Origin of the sequence: Propioniciclava soli, from assembly GCF_014858005.1 — a bacterium.
Lineage (GTDB): Bacteria > Actinomycetota > Actinomycetes > Propionibacteriales > Propionibacteriaceae > Propioniciclava > Propioniciclava soli.
The window spans coordinates 158,019-175,238 of sequence record NZ_JACYOT010000005.1; the positions used below are offsets into that span (position 1 = coordinate 158,019).

A 17,220-nucleotide genomic window follows, 5' to 3' on the forward strand; every position below is an offset into this window, starting at 1 on the left:
ACGCCGCGACACCCGCCCGCGGCGGCGGACGCCGCGTCAGGCCGCGGAGACGGACCGGCCGCTCATGGAGTGGATCTCGACGACGATGAGGAGCTCGCGTTCCCCCGGCGCCCAGGGCTGCGGCGCCCGGTCGGGGGCCTCGGTGGGGACGCCGGCGCGGCCCTGCACCAGCACCGTCCACCCGTTGCTCATGGTCTCGTCGACGTCCTCGATCTCGACGGCCACGTCGCGGCCGTCGGCGAGCTCGGCCAGCACCGAGCCGCGGTCGACCCTGAACCAGAGGGCGTCCCCGTCGAACCGGTAGTTGAGCGGCAGGATGAGCAGCCCCTGCGAGGACTGCCACGCCACCCGTGCCACGACGCGCTCGGCCAGCAGTTGGCGGCACTCCTGCGGAGCAATCGGTTGCAGATGACCAGGGCCTGTCACAGGCACGACTGTATACGAACCCGGCCCCCGCCCCCATGCGGCGTGCACCGGGGCCCGACGACGCGGCCGCCCCTGACTCACCCGAACAGGGCCGCTGCCGCCAGCAGGGTGCCCACCGAGAGGATCGTCGTCCAGAACACGGCGTCGCGGGCCAACAATTCGGCCGCGCGGTACCGCGTGGCGACGACGTAGACGTTCTGCGCGGCCGGGAGTGCGCCGAGCACCACGACGGCGTACAGCGCCGGGCCGGTCAACCCGAACACGAGGTGTCCGATCACCCAGGCCAGCAACGGGTGGACGAGCACCTTCAACACCACCGTGAACCACACGTGCGCCCGGTGCGGGCCCGAGCCGGGCAGCGGGTCCAGCCGCAGGGACGCCCCGAACGCCAGCAGCATCAGGGGCACCGCCACGTTGCCGATCAGCGCCACCGGTTCACTCACCAGCGCGGGAACCGTGACGGGCAACACGTTGGCGGCCAGTCCGAGCAGGATGCCCACGGTGATCGGGTTCTTGAACGGGATCGCGACGTAGTGCCAGGGGCTGGGCCGGTGGGCGGCGGAACGGGCGTTGCGCGCATCCAGGATGACCAGGGCGAGCGGTTGCAGCAGCCCCACCTGCAGCAGCAGGATCGGCGCGATCCGCGTCCCGTCCCCGAGCAGCGCCAGTGCCACGGGCAACCCGAAGTTGTTGGCGTTGGTGTAGGCCGAGGCCAACGCGCCAATGACCAGTCCACGGACGCCGGGGCGGAACACCCAGGGCGCGACGGCGAAGTACACCGCCATCGTGGCCGCAACGGCCAGCACCGAGACCAGCGCCGTGGTCGAGAACAAGTGGTCGAGTGAGGCCGTCGACAGCAGGGCAAACATCAGCATGGGCGTCCCGACGTTGAACGCGAGCAGCGACATGAGCCGGCGTCCGCCGTGGTCCACCAGGCCGAGGTGGGCGGTGAGCCAGCCCACGGCGATCACGATCCAGATCGTCGCGATCCCGGTGATGGCGTCCTGCACCCCCACACCCTAGGACGTCCGGCACCCTCCTTCCACCGGCGGACGCCCCCGCAGCACGGGGCTGCCCCGGCGGGTCCGCGCCCGGCCCCGCCGGTGCGGGTCTACGCTGAGCCCGATGGCCGGGGAGCGCAACCACGTGATCGATGTGGCGCGCGCGGCGTCCGTCGCCGTGGTCGTCGTGTTCCACGGCCTGCTCTACCAGGTGCGTCTGGCCGGCGACATCCCCGAGGTCGTCCCCTGGGCCGCGCCGCGCTGGCTCTACCCGCTCACCTGGGTTCTCATGATCATGCCGCTGTTCTTCGTGGCGGGTGGGTTCGGGCACGCCCTGACCGTGGACCGGATGCGCCGCGAGGGCGCGAGCTACGCGCACTTCCTGGCCAGCCGCGGCCGCCGGCTGGTGGGCCCGCTGGTGCTGTTCGTGACGTTCTGCACGCTCATCGCCACCGTCGCGGCGTGGGCCGGCCTGCCCGGCCCGGCCGTGACCCTCTCCCGGGCCCTGATGCAGCTGCTGTGGTTCATCTCGGTGTACCTGGTGATCGTCGCGGTGGCGCCGGCGATGGTCACCTGGCACGACCGGCAGGGTGTGGTGCCCATGCTCGTTCTGGCCCTGCTCGCCGGTGTCGTCGACGCCGTCTCGTTCACCCACGGTGAGCCGGCGTGGCGCAACCTCAACCTGTTGTTCGTCTGGCCGCTGGTGCACCAGTTCGGCATCGCCTACGAGCGCGGCTGGTTCCGCCGCGGCCGCGCTGCCACGCCGTGGCTCGCCCTCCTCGCGGGCAGCGCGGGGGTCGCCCTCTTGGTGTTCGGCGCGGGCTACCCGCCCTCGTCGGTGGGCTTCGCCGACCTGCCGATCGCCAACATCCAGCCGCCGACCCTGGCGATGGCCAGCCTCGCGCTCGCCCAGTGCGGGGCCCTCGCCCTCGTGGAACGCTCTGGCGTGCTGGCCCACGTGTCCGCCCGCACCGAACGCGCCCTCGCGGTCGTCAACGCCCTCATGGTGACGACCTATCTCTGGCACATCTTCTGCATCCTGCTCGCCGGCACCGCGTTGGTGCTGCTCGCACTGCTGCTGCCACCGCTGGACGGCCTGCTGCTCAACCAACTCGTCGTGGCAGGCGTGGGGCTGGTCTTCGTGGCCGCGCTCGTCGGCCCCATCGGACGCCTCGAGCTGCGGCTCATCCCCCGCCTCGGTGAGGTGCAGGACGCCCGCGCCGTCATCGGGGCGTACGTGCTCCTGACGGCCGGCACCATCGGGGTGTGGCAGAGCGGCACCGTGCTGCACCCCGCCGCCCCCTGGTCCGTCGTCTCCGTCGCCTTGGTGTGGGTCGGTTCGTGGCTGATGGGGCGTGCCGCGGACGCGGAGCCGCGTCGGCACCGCGTGGCACAATGGGGCCGATGAGCGCGCGCTGACCTGGGGAGGTGCCCACGGGCATCCACGGGTGTGCGCCACCCCGCGATGGTGGACGAGAGGGAAGCGTCGGTGGATCCGAGGACCTGGGACGCCCCGTGGGCGGTGATCTTCGGCGCGCTGTGGGTGATCGTCATGCTGCGCGCGAACGCCACCTACTGGCTTGGGCGCCTCGCCGCCCGCGGTGCCGAGTCGACCCGTGCCCGCCGGGTGATGGCCTCGCCGGGCTACCGAACCGCCGCCGACCGGCTCAACCGCTGGGGGGCTCCGGTGGTCACCCTCTCGTTCCTCACCGTCGGGGTGCAGACCGTCGTCAACGTGGCGGCCGGTGCCACGCGCATGCCGCTGCGACGTTACCTGCCCGCCGTGGCTCTCGGGTGCGTGGCGTGGGCCGCGATCTACGGCACGGTGGGGTTCTTCAGCGTCGAGGCGCTGGTGGTGGTGTGGGAGCGAGCCCCCGTGCTCGCCGTGGCGCTCGGGGTCAGCCTGGTCGGCGCCTTCGCCGCCTTCGTGGTGTGGCGCGTCAAGGATGCCCGGGCCGGACGCGTCCGACCGCCCGTCCCCGCCGACGACGTGCCGGCCGGCTCGCGGGGAACCGACCGGCACTGACGTCGCTCCGCGGCATCGCAGCCCCGGGGCCAGCCGGGCTCAGGGAAGGTCGACGACCTTCGCTGCGTCGGAGGTCTCGTCGGAGTTGCCGGTGACGCTGCGCAGCACCTTCACCAACATGCCGACCCGCGACTCCCCGCCCCACACCTGGGCGGTGTCGCCGTGCACCTTGAGCACGACGTTGTCGGGGTTCTCCGGGCCGCCTTCCATGAAGAAGGACGCCCCGGCACTCCACAGCTCCTCGATCAGCGCGCGGTCCTCGATCACCTCGGCGGTGCCGGACAGCGAGACCCAGGCCGACTTCGACGTGTAGCCCACGTTGACCTGGGGATGGGCGCGGATGTCACGGACGACATGGCTGCTGCTGCGCACGAGGAACAACACGTCGCCGTCCTCCTCGGCGAGCTGGGTCGACAGCGGGCGGCTCGTCAGGCGCCCGTCGTCGGCGCCGGCGTCCACCGTCGTCAGCATCGCGACGTCGATGTCGGCCATGAGCGAGCGGACGCGCTCGACCTCGGCGGGGTCGGAGGTGACGACAATGTCGTTGGCGGGACTGTTCTCGTTCTGGCTCATCGTGCTCCTTCGCTTCGGCCCTCGGTCGAGGACGCCCCCACCCTAGCCCGCTGCCGGCGGCTGCGACCGGTCGCCTCCGCCCGCCTGGGGCGCCGGCGACGCGTGGGTGGGGTCGAGCACCCGCTGCAGGAACGTGCGCGTCCGCTCCTCGCGCGGGCTGCCGATCACCTGGTCGGGGTGGCCCTCCTCCACGATGACGCCGCCGTCCATGAAGATCACCCGGTCGGCCACCTCGCGCGCGAACGCCATCTCGTGGGTGACCACCATCATGGTCATGCCCTCATCGGCCAGGTCGCGCATCACGCCGAGAACGTCGCCGACCAGCTCGGGGTCCAGCGCCGAGGTGGGCTCGTCGAAGAGGATCATCTCGACATCCATGCTCAACGCGCGGGCGATCGCCACCCGCTGCTGCTGCCCCCCGGAGAGCTGGGCCGGGTAGGACGCCGTCCGGTCGGCCAGCCCGACCTTGGCGAGGTTCGCGCGGGCATTCTCCTCCGCAACCGACCGGGGGATCTTCTTCACCTGCGTCTGCCCGATCGTGCAGTTCTCGAGCACGGTCAGGTGCGGGAACAGGTTGAACTGCTGGAACACCATGCCCATCTGGGTGCGGATGAAGTCGACGTCGGCGTCCGGATCGGTGATCTCCTCGTTGAGGATGAAGATGCGGCCGCTGGTCGGCTCCTCCAGCAGGTTGACGCAGCGCAGCAGCGTCGACTTGCCCGAACCTGAGGGGCCGATGACGCACACCACCTCACCGCGGCGCACCACCGTGGAGATGCCCTTGAGCACCGCGAGGTCGCCGAAGTTCTTGTGGAGGTCGTAGATCTGGATCTCGTCGGCGCGGTTGCCGGTGGGGACGACGTCGGGTGTGGTGGTCACGGGGTCACCGGGCCTTCTGCTGACGGGCCTCCATGCGCCGGACGAGGAACGTCAGCGGGAGGGTGATGATCAGGTAGCAGAACCCGGCCACGACCAGCGGGGTCAGGTTCACATTGCTGTTGGACAGCTCGCGCCCGAACTTCGTCAGCTCGAACGCGGCGGTCGTCAGGCCCAGGACGTAGACCAGCGAGGAGTCCTTCGTCAACAGGATCAACTCGTTGGTCAGCGGCGGGGTGATGATGCGGAACGCCTGGGGCAGGACGATCTTGCGCGTCGCCATGCCGGCCGGCATCCCCAGCGACCGCGCCGCCTCGACCTGGCCCTTCGGCACGGCCTGGATGCCGGCGCGGATCGTCTCGGCCATGTAGGCCGCGCTCACCATGCCCAACGCGGCCCACACCGTCCCGTACGGATCGAAGGGGAATCGGAGCCCCGGGAAGGCGACCGACAGCAGACCGAACGACAGCAGCACGATCAGCGCCGGCACCCCGCGGAAGAACTCGATGTAGATGCTCGCCAGCCACCGGTAGGGCGCGACCTGGGAGAGGCGCATCAACGCGAGGATCGTGCCCAGCACCAGCCCCACCACGAACGCCCCGAGCGTGTAGGCGAGCGTGTTGAACAGCGCGTGCGGAACCCCCTGCAGCGTCAGGACGATCAGGTCGGGGCGGAAGAACACCGACTGCACCTGGCGGCCGTCCACCGTCGCGATCATGAGCACGACGAGGGCGATCAACACGGCGTACTGGACGAGGCGGATGCGTCGGGCCCGCTTGCGGGGAGAGATCTTGGCGCGGGTGACGCGCGGGGCGACGGTGGCGGTCGAGCTCATGGCACTCCTGGCAGATGACGGTGGCGCGCCGACGAGAGCGCGGTGAGGAACCCGCGGCGTCCGGGCCGGACGCCGCGGGCGCGGATCAGCTGGCAGGGGCGTCCACGCCGAACCAGCTGCGGTAGATGTCGTTGAAGCGTCCGTCCTCACGGGCCTCGGTGAGCACCTGGTCGATCACCTCGCCCAGCGCCTCGTTGTCCAGCGCGTAGTTGAACCCGTAGTCCTCCCCCGTCTGGAACTCGGTGGCCACCTTGGTGGTCGGGTTCTCCCGAGCGAAGTCGTAGAAGACGCCGTTGTCGTTCACCGCGGCGGCCACGGTGCCGGCGAGCACCGCGTTCGCACTGGTCGGCATGTCCTCGAAGATGCGCACCTCGTAGCCGAACTCGGCCGCGTGCTCCTCCACGTAGGACTTGCCCGTGGTGTCGGTCTGGGCGCCGACCACCTGGCCGCGCAGGTCCTCTAACCCCGTCACCGACGAGTCGGCGGACACCAGCAGCGCCTGGGTGGCGCTGAAGTACCCCTCGGAGAAGCCCGTCGCTGCGGCCCGCTCATCGTTGATCGTGATCGCGGCCGCGCCGACGTCGCAGCGCTGGGCGGTGAAGACCGCCCCCGACGTGATCTGGCCGAAGTCGATGTCGATCACCTCGCGGGTCACGCCCAGCTCCTCGGCCACCAGATCCATCAGGTCCATGTCGAAGCCGACCACCTCGTTGCCCTCGGTGAACTCGAAGGGCTTGTACGACAGGTGGGTGCAGACCGTGAGGTGGCCCGGGCTGACCAGCTGGACGCCGGCGTCCGCCCCGGCGGTCTCCGTGGCGCCCCCGGCAGCGGTCGTGGTGGGCGCGCTCGCGTAGTTGGCGCACGCGGTGAGGCTGAGCGCCGCGGTGCCGGCCACGAGGGCGGCGGCGAGCCGCGTGCGGCGGCGGTGGTTGTTCACAGGGATCCTCCCGGTCGATGGTGTTCGCCGGAATCTTTGCACCCGCGGCCGACAATTCCCGTCCGTGTCCACACGATTTAACGAAGCCGTGACCATTCCTGACAGGCGGGGGGCGTGGAGACGTTGCCCGTGGAGGCAGAACTGGACGCCCTGCTCACCGTCGCCGCCCACGTCGCACGCGCCTGTGGGCGGCCGATCGTCGACGAGCGGCCCCGCGTGCTCGACGTGGCGGCGACCAAGTCGAGCGTCACCGACGTGGCGCAGCGCTCGCCGAGGTCGCCCCCGACGCGGAGACCCCCACCTTGCTGAGGTGAACCCGGCCTCGAAACGCCCCGGGGAACGGGCCCGGACGCCGTTGACCGGGCCCGCCCTGGGGTGCTTTCCGCCGAGATGACCGCCTCGGGGGCGGCTCGGCTGACTCACCGTGCAGGGATCAGCCCAGCGCGCCCCGCACCTCGGTGACGAACCCCTCGGCCGCCGGCTCGGGCGCCTGGGTGCCGAACATGACGGCCTGCGCGTAGCGGAGCTGGATGGACGGGCTCTGCCCGCCCCCCATCGGCGGCACGAGGGAGGGCGCGCCCAACTCGTCGTTGATGGAGTCCAGGTACTCAACCACCTTGCGATCGGACTCGCCGAGGTCGCCGGCGATGGCCTCGCGGACGGTCAGGTTGGCCGGCACCCCCCGGTCGGTGCCCAGCAGCGTGCCCGCCTCGACGTTGTTGGCGAGGTAGTCGATGAAGATCTTGGCCTCCTCGGGGTGCGCCGAGCGGGCCGAGGCAGACCAGTACATCGACGCCTTGTACCAGAGCTCGGCGTCCCGGCCGGTGCCCTCGGCGCGGGGCAGCCGCAACGGCAGGAGCGACTCCCCGGTGGCGCGGTCGAGCGCCGGGTACTGGTTCGACCACAACGACCCGAGCGCGACCCGGTTGGTGCCGAGCAGCGACTGGTCGATCGGCTGCCCCTCGTCCTCCCCCGTCACGGACGCCGGGGGGATCGAGCCGTCCTCCTGCAGCGTCAGGAAGTAGCTCCAGTAGTCGGCCACATCGGACGCCTCGTAGGCGATGCCGTCGGCCGTCCACTGCTCCTTGCCGTGCTGACGCAGCCACGCCTTGAGGACGGCGTCGGTGCTCATCATGTTCATGGCCCCCCAGGACTCACCGCCACCGGCGGCCGAGATCTCCTGGGCGATGCGGTGGAAGTCGTCCCACGTCCACGTGGTGTCGTCGGGCAGCTCAACCCCCGCCTGTTCGAACAGGGTCGGGTTGGCCGCCATGGACGGTGCGTTGATGCCTGCGTTGATGCCGACGAGGGTGCCGTCGACCTCGCCGAGCTCCACGGTGCCCGGGGCGAAGTCGCCCGTGTCGACATCCGCCAGGTCGAGCAACAGCCCACGACTGCCGTACTCGACGATGTACTTCTCATCCATCTGGATCACGTCGGGGGTGTCGTTCGCGGCGGACTGGGTGGCCAGCCTGTCCCAGTATCCGCTCCAGTCACCGGGCTCCGGCTGGATGCGGATGTTCGGGTGCTCGGCCTCGAACGCCTCGATGACGCGGCTCGTGGTCTGCAGGCGATTGTCGTTGCCCCACCAGGTGAAGCGGAGGGTCAAGGGGGCGTCGCCCCCCGCCGTGGTGGTGGCCGGCTCACCTGCGCCACAGGCGCTCAGCAGCACCAGCCCGCTGACGGCAGCGGCCAAGACGGGGGCGAGGGTGCGGCGACGAGTCATGTGGACGAGACCTCCCAGTGCGCGTGCGGCGGCACCGCTGCCGTCGATGAGGCGAGAGTAACAGCCGTCATCGTACAAGTCAACGACTCGTATGATGCCTTGGGTACGTTGTCAGACACGTCTCCAGCTGGTACGACAGGGCCATGTCTGACACCGCTGCCCTCGCCCGCGGCTCCCGCGCGCTGGCCCACGAACTCTCGGCACGTCTGCGGGCGCAGATCTTGGCGGGCGAGCTCGCAGCCGGCGCCAAGCTCCCCACCGAGAGTGAACTCAGCAGTACCTTCGAGGTGAGCCGCACGGTGGTGCGTGAGGCGCTGCAGCACCTCCAGGCGTCCGGGCTGGTGGAGACCTTCCAGGGCCGCGGGTCCTTCGTCCTGGCCGTGCCCGTCGAGCCGGTGGGCGGCCCGCTCGCCGCGGTCCGGACGCGGGACGATCTTGCCGCGCTGCTGGACTTCCGCATCGGCGTGGAGTCGGAGGCGGCGGCGTTGGCGGCCCAGCGCCGCTCCGCCGCCCACCTCACCTCCCTGCGGCGTGCCCTGGAGCATTTCGGGCGCGCCGAGCGGTCGCCGGAACGGGGCGTGCAGGCCGACTTCGAACTGCACCTCACCGTGGCCCGGGCGAGCCAGAACGCCTTCATGGTCTCCACGCTGGAGTCGTTCGGGCCGCGCATGGTGCTGCTCCAGCGCACGGGGCTGGACGAGTCCGCCGCGCTCACCGACAGTGCCCACTTCGCGCAGATCCTGACCGAGCACACCGCCTTCGTGGACGCCATCGAGGCCGGGGACGCCGCCGGCGCGGGCGCGGCCATGCGCGTCCACCTGGCCGCGTCGCGTCGACGTCTGCAGGCGCGGAAGGGCTGAAACGGGGGGCTTCCGGCCCCGTTCGGCCACCCCGGGGGCGACGTCACTGTTCGGGGGCACGCCAGGTGCGACGGCTGCGGACGGCGTGGGCCACCGCTCCGACCAGCAGTGCCGCCACGAGCATCCACAGGACGGCCGGATGGGACGGACGCCCCAGCGCCACGCGGCCGAGCATCCAGACGGCGTATCCGACCAGCACGAGCGTGGCGGCTCCGAGCCACCCCGTCTCGTCGGCGAGCCGCCGACGGGTCGTGGCCAGGTTCTCGGCACGCAGCCAGTACTCGGCGTCCGGGAGGTTCACCAGTTCGGCCGGCAGCCGGCCCGTCAACCACGGGACGGCCCAGAAGACTCCCACCACGGAAATGCCCATGACGACGGCGAACGCGAGGTGCCCCCCGAGCGTGCCCCACCGCGTCGGGTCTCCACCGGCGTCGACGTGGACCGGCACGGTGGCCGGCAGACTCACCGCCTGCCAGCCGAGCAGGACGCCGTACGCCGCGCCCACCGCGAGCAGTGCAACACGTCCCGGAGCCACGCGTTCACCCTACGCCGACGGGCCCCCGGGAACATCCCGGGGGCCCGTCGCCGCGACCGCACCGCGTGGGGAGCGGCCAGTGGTTCTCAGCTGCAGCCGCTGGTCGAGCCGCAGCCCTCGCAGACGTAGCAGCTGCCCGATGGCCGCATCTTCGTGCCGCAGGTGAAGCACAGGGGCGCGTCGACGGCGTGACCGGTGACCCGCTCCATGAGTTCGGCGGTGGTGTGCGCACCGGTGAGGTCCGGGCTCGCGGAGACCAGGCTCGGCTGGTTCGGGCCCGACTCGTCGAAGCGCATGTCGTCGATCGCGTCGTTCTTGAGCGACTCCGACTCGATGAGCTGGGCCTCGTCCTCCTCGGAGAGGTAGGAACCGGTCTCGACGTACCGGGCCCGCTCGCTGGCGGTGTAGATGCCCAGCTCGCCGCGTTCGTCGAAGCTCAGGTAGTCCAGCGCCAGCCGCTTGAAGACGTAGTCGATCACCGACTGCGCCATCCGCAGGTCGACGTCGTCGGTCATGCCGGCGGGCTCGAACTTGAGGTTCGTGAACTTCTGGACGTACGTCTCCAGCGGCACGCCGTACTGCAGCGCGATCGAGATCGCGATGGAGAAGGCGTCCATGACACCGGCCAGCGTCGAGCCCTGCTTGCCGAGCTTGAGGAACAGCTCGCCCAGACGGCCGTCCTCGTACTCCGAGCTCGTCATGTAACCCTCGGCGCCACCCACGGTGAACGACGTCGTCCGCGACATGCGCTGCTTGGGCAACCGCTGCCGACGCGGGCGGTACTCGACGCGCACCGCCGGCTCGGCCTTCACCTCGACGACCGGCTCGACCTTCTTCTTGGCATCGCTGAGCGGCTGGCCCACCTTGCAGTTGTCGCGGTAGACGGCCAGGGCCTTGAGCCCGAGCTGCCAGCCCTGCATGTACACGTCGGCGATGTCCTCGACCGTGGCCGACTCGGGCAGGTTCACCGTCTTGGAGATCGCGCCGGACAGGAAGGGCTGCACGGCCGCCATCATCCGCACGTGGCCCATCGGCTTGATGGCCCGCTCACCCATCGCGGTGTCGAACACCTCGTAGTGCTCCGTCTTCAGCCCGGGCGCCCCCACGACGTGGCCGTGCTCGGCGATGTAGGCGACGATCGCCTCCACAACCTCGGCGGAGTACCCGAGCCTGCCCAGGGCGCGCGGGATCGTCTGGTTGACGATCTGCATCGACCCGCCGCCAACCAGCTTCTTGAACTTCACCAGCGAGAAGTCCGGCTCGATGCCGGTAGTGTCGCAGTCCATCATGAAGCCGATCGTGCCGGTCGGCGCGAGCAGGGACGCCTGCGCGTTGCGGAAGCCCTGCTTCGCGCCCAGTTCGACGACATGGGCCCATTCGGCGCTGGCGGCGTCGTGAACCGGGCGGTCCGCCGCCTCCACGATACGCAGGTCGTCGTTCGCGGCCTGGTGCTTGCGCATGACCTTCTGGTGCGCCGACGCGTTGCGCGCGTAACCGGCGTAGGGGCCGACGACGCCGGCCAGTTCGGCCGAGCGACGGTAGGCCGCCGCGGTCATGAGCGACGTGATCGCCGCAGCGAGGCTGCGCCCACCCGGGGAGTCGTAGCCCCGGCCCATGGCCATCAGCAGCGCGCCCAGGTTGGCGTAGCCGATGCCGAGCTGGCGGTAGTCACGCGTCGTCTGCGTGATCGCCTCGGTCGGGAAGTCGGCGAAGCAGATCGAGATGTCCATGGCCGTGATGATGAGCTCGCAGGCCTTCACGAACGTCTCCACCTCGAAGGTGTCGTCGTCGCGCAGGAACTTCAGCAGGTTGAGGCTGGCCAGGTTGCAGGAGCTGTTGTCGAGGCTCATGTACTCCGAGCACGGGTTGGACGCCGTGATGCGGCCCGTCTCGGGGTTGGTGTGCCACGCGTTGATCGTGTCGTCGTACTGGATGCCGGGGTCGGCGCACTGCCACGCGGCCTCGGCGATCTTGCGGAACAGGACGCGGGCGTCCACCTCCTCGATCACCTCCCCCGTCATCCGACCGCGCAGCCCGAACTCGGTGCCCTCCTCGACAGCCTTCATGAACGTGTCGTTGACGCGCACCGAGTTGTTGGCGTTCTGGTATTGGACGCTGACGATGTCCTTGCCGCCGAGATCCATGTCGAAGCCGGCGTCGCGCAGCGCGCGGATCTTGTCCTCCTCACGCGCCTTCGTCTCGACGAACTCCTCGATGTCGGGGTGATCGACGTCGAGCACGACCATCTTCGCCGCGCGGCGGGTGGCGCCGCCCGACTTGATCGTGCCGGCCGAGGCGTCCGCCCCCCGCATGAAGGAGACCGGCCCGGACGCGGTGCCACCGGAGGACAGCAGCTCCTTGCTCGAGCGGATGCGGGACAGGTTCAGGCCGGCACCGGAGCCGCCCTTGAAGATGAAGCCCTCCTCCTTGTACCAGTTGAGGATCGAGTCCATCGAGTCATCGACGCTGAGGATGAAGCATGCGCTGACCTGCTGGGGGCTCTGCGTGCCGACGTTGAACCAGACCGGGCTGTTGAAGCTGAACACCTGGTGGAGGAGCATCCAGGTCAGCTCGTGGTCGAAGATCTCGGCATCCTCGGGCGTCGCGAAGTATCCGTTCTCCTCGCCCGCGGTGCGGTATTTGCCGACGACCCGGTCGATCAGCTGGCGCAGGCTGCGCTCGCGCTGGGGCGTCCCCACGGCGCCGCGGAAGTACTTGGTGGTGACGATGGTGGAGGCGTTGAGACTCCAGAAGTCCGGGAACTCCACGTCGCGCTGCTCGAAGACCGTTTCGCCGGTCTTCCAGTTCGTCTGGACGACGTCGCGCGACTCCCAGGTCACCTCGTCATAGGGGTGGGCGCCCTCGGTGGTGAACACGCGCTCGATGGTCAGGCCGGCGCCGCCCTTCGTCGCGCCCTTGCGGGGTGCCTGCTTCGTCTCGGTCATGGAATACCCTTCTCCTCCTGGGTTGTTCGGCGCCCGCGGGGCGCCGGTGGGTGGTTTCAGAACAGCTGCTGCTCAGTGGGTTCGGGCACGTCCGACGACGCACCCACGGACGACAGCTCCCCCCGGAGACGGTCGATCTCCGCCTCGAAGTCCTCCACGGACTGGTAGTGGCGGTACACGGACGCGAACCTCAGGTACGCCACCGCGTCGAGTTCTCGCAGGGGGCCCAGAATGGCCACCCCGACCTCGTCCGCCGGGATCTCCGCCTGGCCCGCGGCGCGCAGCGCCTCCTCGACCTGCTGGCCGAGGCGAGCCAGCTCGCCCTCCGACACCGGACGGCCCTTGCAGGCCTTCCGCACGCCGCTGACGACCTTCTCGCGCGAGAAGGGCTCAACCACGCCGGAGCGCTTCACGACGACGAGCTGCATCTGCTCAAGGGTGGTGAAACGCCGCTGGCACGACCGGCACTCCCGCCGCCGCCGGATTGAGGTGCCGTCCTCCGCCACGCGCGAGTCGAGGACGCGGGAATCGGTGAATCGGCAGTACGGACAGTGCACGGCTCTCCCTCCTCCCGCGACAGCCTCGCCCTGTGGACGAAGGTGTGGATCTCCCGTGGACACCCTGTGCGCCACGACCACAATCTGTGGATGAACGACACCGGTGTAACTACTACATGTAGAGGTTAGGAGCAGAGGTGGGCACGATGCAAGCTCGTCGGCGCGTCGCGCCGGTGCGGCGCGCCGACGTCGGTCAACGCCCCGGCTGAGGAGCCACGAACGCCGCCGTCAGGGCCGTTTCGGCCACCGGCTCATTGCTCACGGCGAGGAAGGCCCCGACCAACGTCGTGGCCATGACCCCCACCACGACGGCAACCAGCATCACCATCACCGCCACACCCCGGGGCGTCCAGTACAGCCGGCCGGACGCCGACGGGGCAGCGGCCGGCCGCGCAACCGACGTCACCGACCGCACCTCCGCACACGCCCTCGCGCCGGACGCCGTCCAGGCGCGCCCGCGTCGATCGGCTCCCACACCCCGCACGGCGCCACGCGCCGCGGCGACCCGCCCTGCGTCAGGCCGCGCCCGGTCCGGGCCCGTCGCGTCCGAGCGTGACGCCGGCCCCCGCGTGCCAAGCTGGCGAGGGGCGCGGGCCGGCGCGGTGCGGGCGGGTTCCGCCGCCATCGGGTCACGCGGGGTGGCAGACCGGACCGCCGGGCGATCCATCAGAACTGCACTCATGGTGGCTTCCTCTCCTGGTGCACCGGTCGAACATCTGTTCGATCAGTATGAACCGAACGGGCGAGCGATTGCAAGCACCCATCGCACATCTGTTCGAGCGTGCTGCTCACCTGGGGACGAGTCCATCAGCCGCCTCCGACAGTTTTCGAACCGAGTCGCGCGACACGTCGAACAGATGTTTGAATGCCCCCCGTGCGGAGCGCTAGCGTGACCTCCATGGCGACCACCACGACACCGAACCCGAACCCGTCGCGCCGCGGGCGGCCCCGCAAGCAGATTCCCAAGCAGTCCCACCGCGGCCGGCCCAGCGACGCCGATCTCGAGAAGCTCAGCAAGATTCGCCCCCTGCCCGACGGCCCTGCCGGGGAGGACGGGCTGACGATCCGGCAGCGCATGATCCTGCACCACATCCGCGAGATGGTCGAGGCGCGGGGCTTCCCCCCCACCATCCGTGAGATGGGCGACGCGGTCGGTCTGGCCTCGCCCAGCAGCGTGACCCACCAGCTCAAGGTGCTGGAGAAGAAGGGCTTCCTGCTTCGGGATCCCAAGCGTCCGCGCGCCCTCATGGTGCGGCTGCCCGGTGAGGCCACCGGGGCCGTCGCGCACGAGGAGGAGGCGGACGAGGTCGTGCCGGACGCCGATGTCCACGTGAGCGCCTCGGTGCAGGTTCCCCTGGTGGGCCGCATCGCGGCGGGTGGGCCGATCCTCGCCGAGGAACACGTCGAGGAGGTGCTTCCCCTCCCCCGCGACCTGGTGGGTGAGGGGCGGCTGTTCCTGCTCCAGGTCAAGGGCGACTCGATGATCGACGCGGCCATCTGCGACGGCGACTACGTCGTGGTCCGCCAACAGCCGGACGCGAACAATGGCGAGATCGTCGCGGCGCTCATCGACGGCGAGGCGACGGTCAAGACCTTCAAGCGGACGCCGGGGCAGGTGTGGCTGTTGCCCCACAACGACGCCTACTCCCCCATCGACGGCAACCAGGCCACCATCCTGGGCAAGGTCACCGCGGTGCTGCGGCGCGTCTGACTCGGCGTCACCCCCCGGGCGGACGTGGTGTCGCCCGGGGGCTCAGCCCGCCGCCTCGCTGGCCAGCCGACGCAGGCCAGCGATCGCGGTCTCCCGGTCCGTGGTCTGCCAGAAGTCGGGCATCGACGCCCGCAGGAACGAGCCATAGCGGGCCGTGCGCAGACGCGGGTCGAGCACCGCCACGACGCCCCGGTCGCTGACCCGGCGGATGAGGCGTCCGCTGCCCTGGGCCAGCAACAGGGCCGCGTGGTGGGCCGCGACCGTCATGAACCCCTTGCCCCCGGCCTGCTGGGCCGCCTGCTGGCGCGCGCGCATCAGCGGCTCGTCGGGCCGCGGGAAGGGAATCTTGTCGATGATGACGAGCTGGCACGTGTCCCCCGGCACGTCGACGCCCTGCCACAGGCTGAGCGTGCCGAACAGGCTCGTGGTGGGCTCGGCGACGAAGCGGCGCACCAGCTCCGGGAGCTGCGCGTCGCCCTGGCACAAGGTGGTGAACGATGGCAGTTCGGCGCGGCAGTGGCGCGCCGCCGCCTCGGCGTTGCGTTGCGAGGCGAACAGGCCGAGCGTGCGTCCGCCGGCCGCCCACACCAGCTCGGAGATCTCGGCCAGGGCCTCGGGGCCGATTCCGTCCCGCGAGGGTGCGGGCAGGTGTGCCGCCACGTACACGATGCCCTGTCGGGTGTAGTCGAACGGCGATCCCACATCCAGGCCGCGCCATGCCTGGGCCGACGCGGGAGCGCCGCTCCCGGCTCCCCCGGCGTCCGCTGCCCCCGACTCCTGGCCGACCTCGTCGTGCCGCTTGCGCGGCGCGCCCACCGCGGTCGCCCCGTCGGCGAGCCGCTCGCTGCGCCACAGGCCCACGGTGCGGGCCACGCCCTCGAACTCACCGCCGAGCTTGAGCGTGGCCGAGGTCAGCACGGTCGGCGTCTGCGCGAACACCTTGTCGCGCATGAGCAGCGCGACGTCCAGCGGCGCGATGACGAGCCAGCGCCCCCCACGCTCCCGGTCGCTCAACCACAACACGTCCCCGTCACCGAGCACGGCCATGCGCTCGGCCACATCGAGGATCTCCTTGGCCGCCGCGCCGGCCTGCTTGTCGGTGGCGTCGTCGGACTTGGCCAACACCCCTGCGACCTCACGCGTCACCTCCCGCAGACGCGCCAGGACGCCGAACACCGGCGCCTCGGGGTCGGTGATGCGATCCGGCTCGATCGTCGTCAGCACACCGGTGAGCTCGTCGGCCAGCTCGAGGAACTGCACACCCAGGTCGTCGTCGACCGCCCCGAGGCAGCGACGCGCGACCCGCTCCACCTGGGCGGGGCCCAGCTCGGCGGACGCCGCGCCCGTGACGCGGCTGACCAGCTCGTGCGCCTCGTCGATGATCAACCGGTCGTGATCGGGCAACGCAGTGTGGCCGTGCATGGCGTCGATGGCGAGCAGGGCGTGGTTGGTCACGACCAGCTGGCTTGCCCGCGCGGTCTCCCGCGACTTCTCCACGAAGCACACGTCCCCGAACGGGCACGCGGTGGCGCCGAGGCACTCGCGCACCGGCACGGAGACCTGCGCCCAGGCTGCGGCGGTGTGCGTCGGGGCGTCGTCACGGTCGCCGGACGCCTCGGTGTCGAGCTGCTCCTTCGCCCACTCGCGCAGCGCCACGACCTCCGCGCCCACCACGGTGGCGGCGTCCGCCCGCGCACCGCTGCGCAGACTCTCCGCGACATCGGCCCCGGCGAGAAGACTCCCCTGGTCGGCTCCCGCACCGTCGATCACCCGATGGAGGCAGGCGTAGTTGGTGCGGCCCTTGAGGATCGCGTGCGACACCGATCGTCCCGTCACCGTGGCGGCCGCCGCCACCGCGGCCGGAATGTCGGTGTGGGCCAGCTGCGCCTGCAGCGCCAGCGTGGCGGTGGCGATGACGATGCGCTCGCGGGGGTGGGAGTGCAGCCGAGCGAGCGCCGGCGCCAGGTAGCCGAGCGACTTGCCGGTGCCCGTGCCGGCCTGCACGAGCAGGTGCTCCTCGCGCTCCATGGCCTGCTCGACGGCCTGCGCCATCCGCACCTGGCCGTCGCGCGGCGTCCCACCGATGCGGTCGACGGCCGCAGCCAAGATGGTGGTGGCCGTCGGCTGCGGGGTGCTCATCCGATCACCGTAACGGACGACGGCGCGCCGCCCCAGTTCGGGGCGCCGCGCCTGTGGACAGCGCGTCGGTGGA

At 70.8% G+C, this 17,220-nt stretch carries 17 protein-coding genes; 5 read left to right on the forward strand and 12 right to left on the reverse strand.

The window, feature by feature from the left end; genetic code table 11:
* Positions 1 to 36 precede the first annotated feature (36 nt).
* Positions 37 to 426: a pyridoxamine 5'-phosphate oxidase family protein gene (locus IFY26_RS05840; protein WP_232548064.1), complete on the reverse strand. Its 390-nt coding sequence runs from the start codon at positions 424 to 426 to the stop codon at positions 37 to 39.
* A gap of 77 nt (positions 427 to 503) precedes the next feature.
* A complete protein-coding gene (locus IFY26_RS18110; RefSeq protein ID WP_232548065.1) occupies positions 504 to 1,436 on the reverse strand; it encodes an AEC family transporter in 933 nt (310 codons plus the stop codon).
* A 115-nt stretch (positions 1,437 to 1,551) separates the two neighbouring features.
* Between IFY26_RS18110 and IFY26_RS05850 the strand changes: the two genes are divergently transcribed.
* Positions 1,552 to 2,835, forward strand: a complete 1,284-nt coding sequence (locus IFY26_RS05850; RefSeq protein WP_232548066.1) for an acyltransferase family protein — start codon at positions 1,552 to 1,554, stop codon at positions 2,833 to 2,835.
* Positions 2,836 to 2,916: 81 nt separating this feature from the next.
* Positions 2,917 to 3,453, forward strand: coding sequence for a DedA family protein (locus tag IFY26_RS05855; RefSeq protein ID WP_232548067.1), 537 nt, complete (start codon positions 2,917 to 2,919; stop codon positions 3,451 to 3,453).
* 39 nt (positions 3,454 to 3,492) lie between these two features.
* Here the strand turns inward: IFY26_RS05855 and IFY26_RS05860 are convergent, their stop codons facing one another.
* From IFY26_RS05860 to IFY26_RS05875, 4 genes are all read right to left on the reverse strand, one after another.
* On the reverse strand, positions 3,493 to 4,026 hold the full coding sequence (locus IFY26_RS05860; RefSeq protein WP_232548068.1) for a pyridoxamine 5'-phosphate oxidase family protein: 534 nt from the start codon (positions 4,024 to 4,026) through the stop codon (positions 3,493 to 3,495).
* A gap of 42 nt (positions 4,027 to 4,068) precedes the next feature.
* A complete protein-coding gene (locus IFY26_RS05865) occupies positions 4,069 to 4,905 on the reverse strand; it encodes an amino acid ABC transporter ATP-binding protein (protein ID WP_425325658.1) in 837 nt (278 codons plus the stop codon).
* Positions 4,906 to 4,909: 4 nt separating this feature from the next.
* On the reverse strand, positions 4,910 to 5,737 hold the full coding sequence (locus IFY26_RS05870; RefSeq protein ID WP_232548069.1) for an amino acid ABC transporter permease: 828 nt from the start codon (positions 5,735 to 5,737) through the stop codon (positions 4,910 to 4,912).
* An 85-nt stretch (positions 5,738 to 5,822) separates the two neighbouring features.
* Entirely contained in the window at positions 5,823 to 6,674 is an 852-nt protein-coding gene (locus IFY26_RS05875; RefSeq protein WP_232548070.1) for a transporter substrate-binding domain-containing protein, read from the reverse strand.
* 114 nt (positions 6,675 to 6,788) lie between these two features.
* Here IFY26_RS05875 and IFY26_RS05880 point away from each other — a divergent pair, with 114 nt between their 5' ends.
* Positions 6,789 to 6,983, forward strand: coding sequence for a hypothetical protein (locus tag IFY26_RS05880; protein ID WP_232548071.1), 195 nt, complete (start codon positions 6,789 to 6,791; stop codon positions 6,981 to 6,983).
* A 124-nt stretch (positions 6,984 to 7,107) separates the two neighbouring features.
* Here the strand turns inward: IFY26_RS05880 and IFY26_RS05885 are convergent, their stop codons facing one another.
* Positions 7,108 to 8,400 carry an ABC transporter substrate-binding protein gene (locus IFY26_RS05885; protein ID WP_232548072.1) on the reverse strand — a complete coding sequence of 431 codons (1,293 nt, stop codon included), beginning with the start codon at positions 8,398 to 8,400 and terminating at the stop codon, positions 7,108 to 7,110.
* 143 nt (positions 8,401 to 8,543) lie between these two features.
* Between IFY26_RS05885 and IFY26_RS05890 the strand changes: the two genes are divergently transcribed.
* A complete protein-coding gene (locus tag IFY26_RS05890; protein WP_232548073.1) occupies positions 8,544 to 9,260 on the forward strand; it encodes a FadR/GntR family transcriptional regulator in 717 nt (238 codons plus the stop codon).
* Positions 9,261 to 9,303: 43 nt separating this feature from the next.
* Here the strand turns inward: IFY26_RS05890 and IFY26_RS05895 are convergent, their stop codons facing one another.
* From IFY26_RS05895 to IFY26_RS05910, 4 genes are all read right to left on the reverse strand, one after another.
* Positions 9,304 to 9,795, reverse strand: a complete 492-nt coding sequence (locus IFY26_RS05895; protein ID WP_232548074.1) for a hypothetical protein — start codon at positions 9,793 to 9,795, stop codon at positions 9,304 to 9,306.
* A gap of 86 nt (positions 9,796 to 9,881) precedes the next feature.
* Positions 9,882 to 12,740, reverse strand: a complete 2,859-nt coding sequence (locus IFY26_RS05900) for a vitamin B12-dependent ribonucleotide reductase (RefSeq protein WP_232548075.1) — start codon at positions 12,738 to 12,740, stop codon at positions 9,882 to 9,884.
* A 56-nt stretch (positions 12,741 to 12,796) separates the two neighbouring features.
* Positions 12,797 to 13,297 carry a transcriptional regulator NrdR gene (gene nrdR, locus IFY26_RS05905; RefSeq protein ID WP_232548076.1) on the reverse strand — a complete coding sequence of 167 codons (501 nt, stop codon included), beginning with the start codon at positions 13,295 to 13,297 and terminating at the stop codon, positions 12,797 to 12,799.
* A gap of 193 nt (positions 13,298 to 13,490) precedes the next feature.
* Entirely contained in the window at positions 13,491 to 13,703 is a 213-nt protein-coding gene (locus IFY26_RS05910; RefSeq protein WP_232548077.1) for a hypothetical protein, read from the reverse strand.
* 492 nt (positions 13,704 to 14,195) lie between these two features.
* Between IFY26_RS05910 and lexA the strand changes: the two genes are divergently transcribed.
* Positions 14,196 to 15,008, forward strand: coding sequence for a transcriptional repressor LexA (gene lexA, locus IFY26_RS05915; RefSeq protein WP_232548078.1), 813 nt, complete (start codon positions 14,196 to 14,198; stop codon positions 15,006 to 15,008).
* Between the two features lie 42 nt (positions 15,009 to 15,050).
* Here lexA and IFY26_RS05920 read toward each other — a convergent pair whose 3' ends face one another.
* Positions 15,051 to 17,147: an ATP-dependent DNA helicase gene (locus IFY26_RS05920; protein ID WP_232548079.1), complete on the reverse strand. Its 2,097-nt coding sequence runs from the start codon at positions 17,145 to 17,147 to the stop codon at positions 15,051 to 15,053.
* Positions 17,148 to 17,220: the final 73 nt, after the last annotated feature.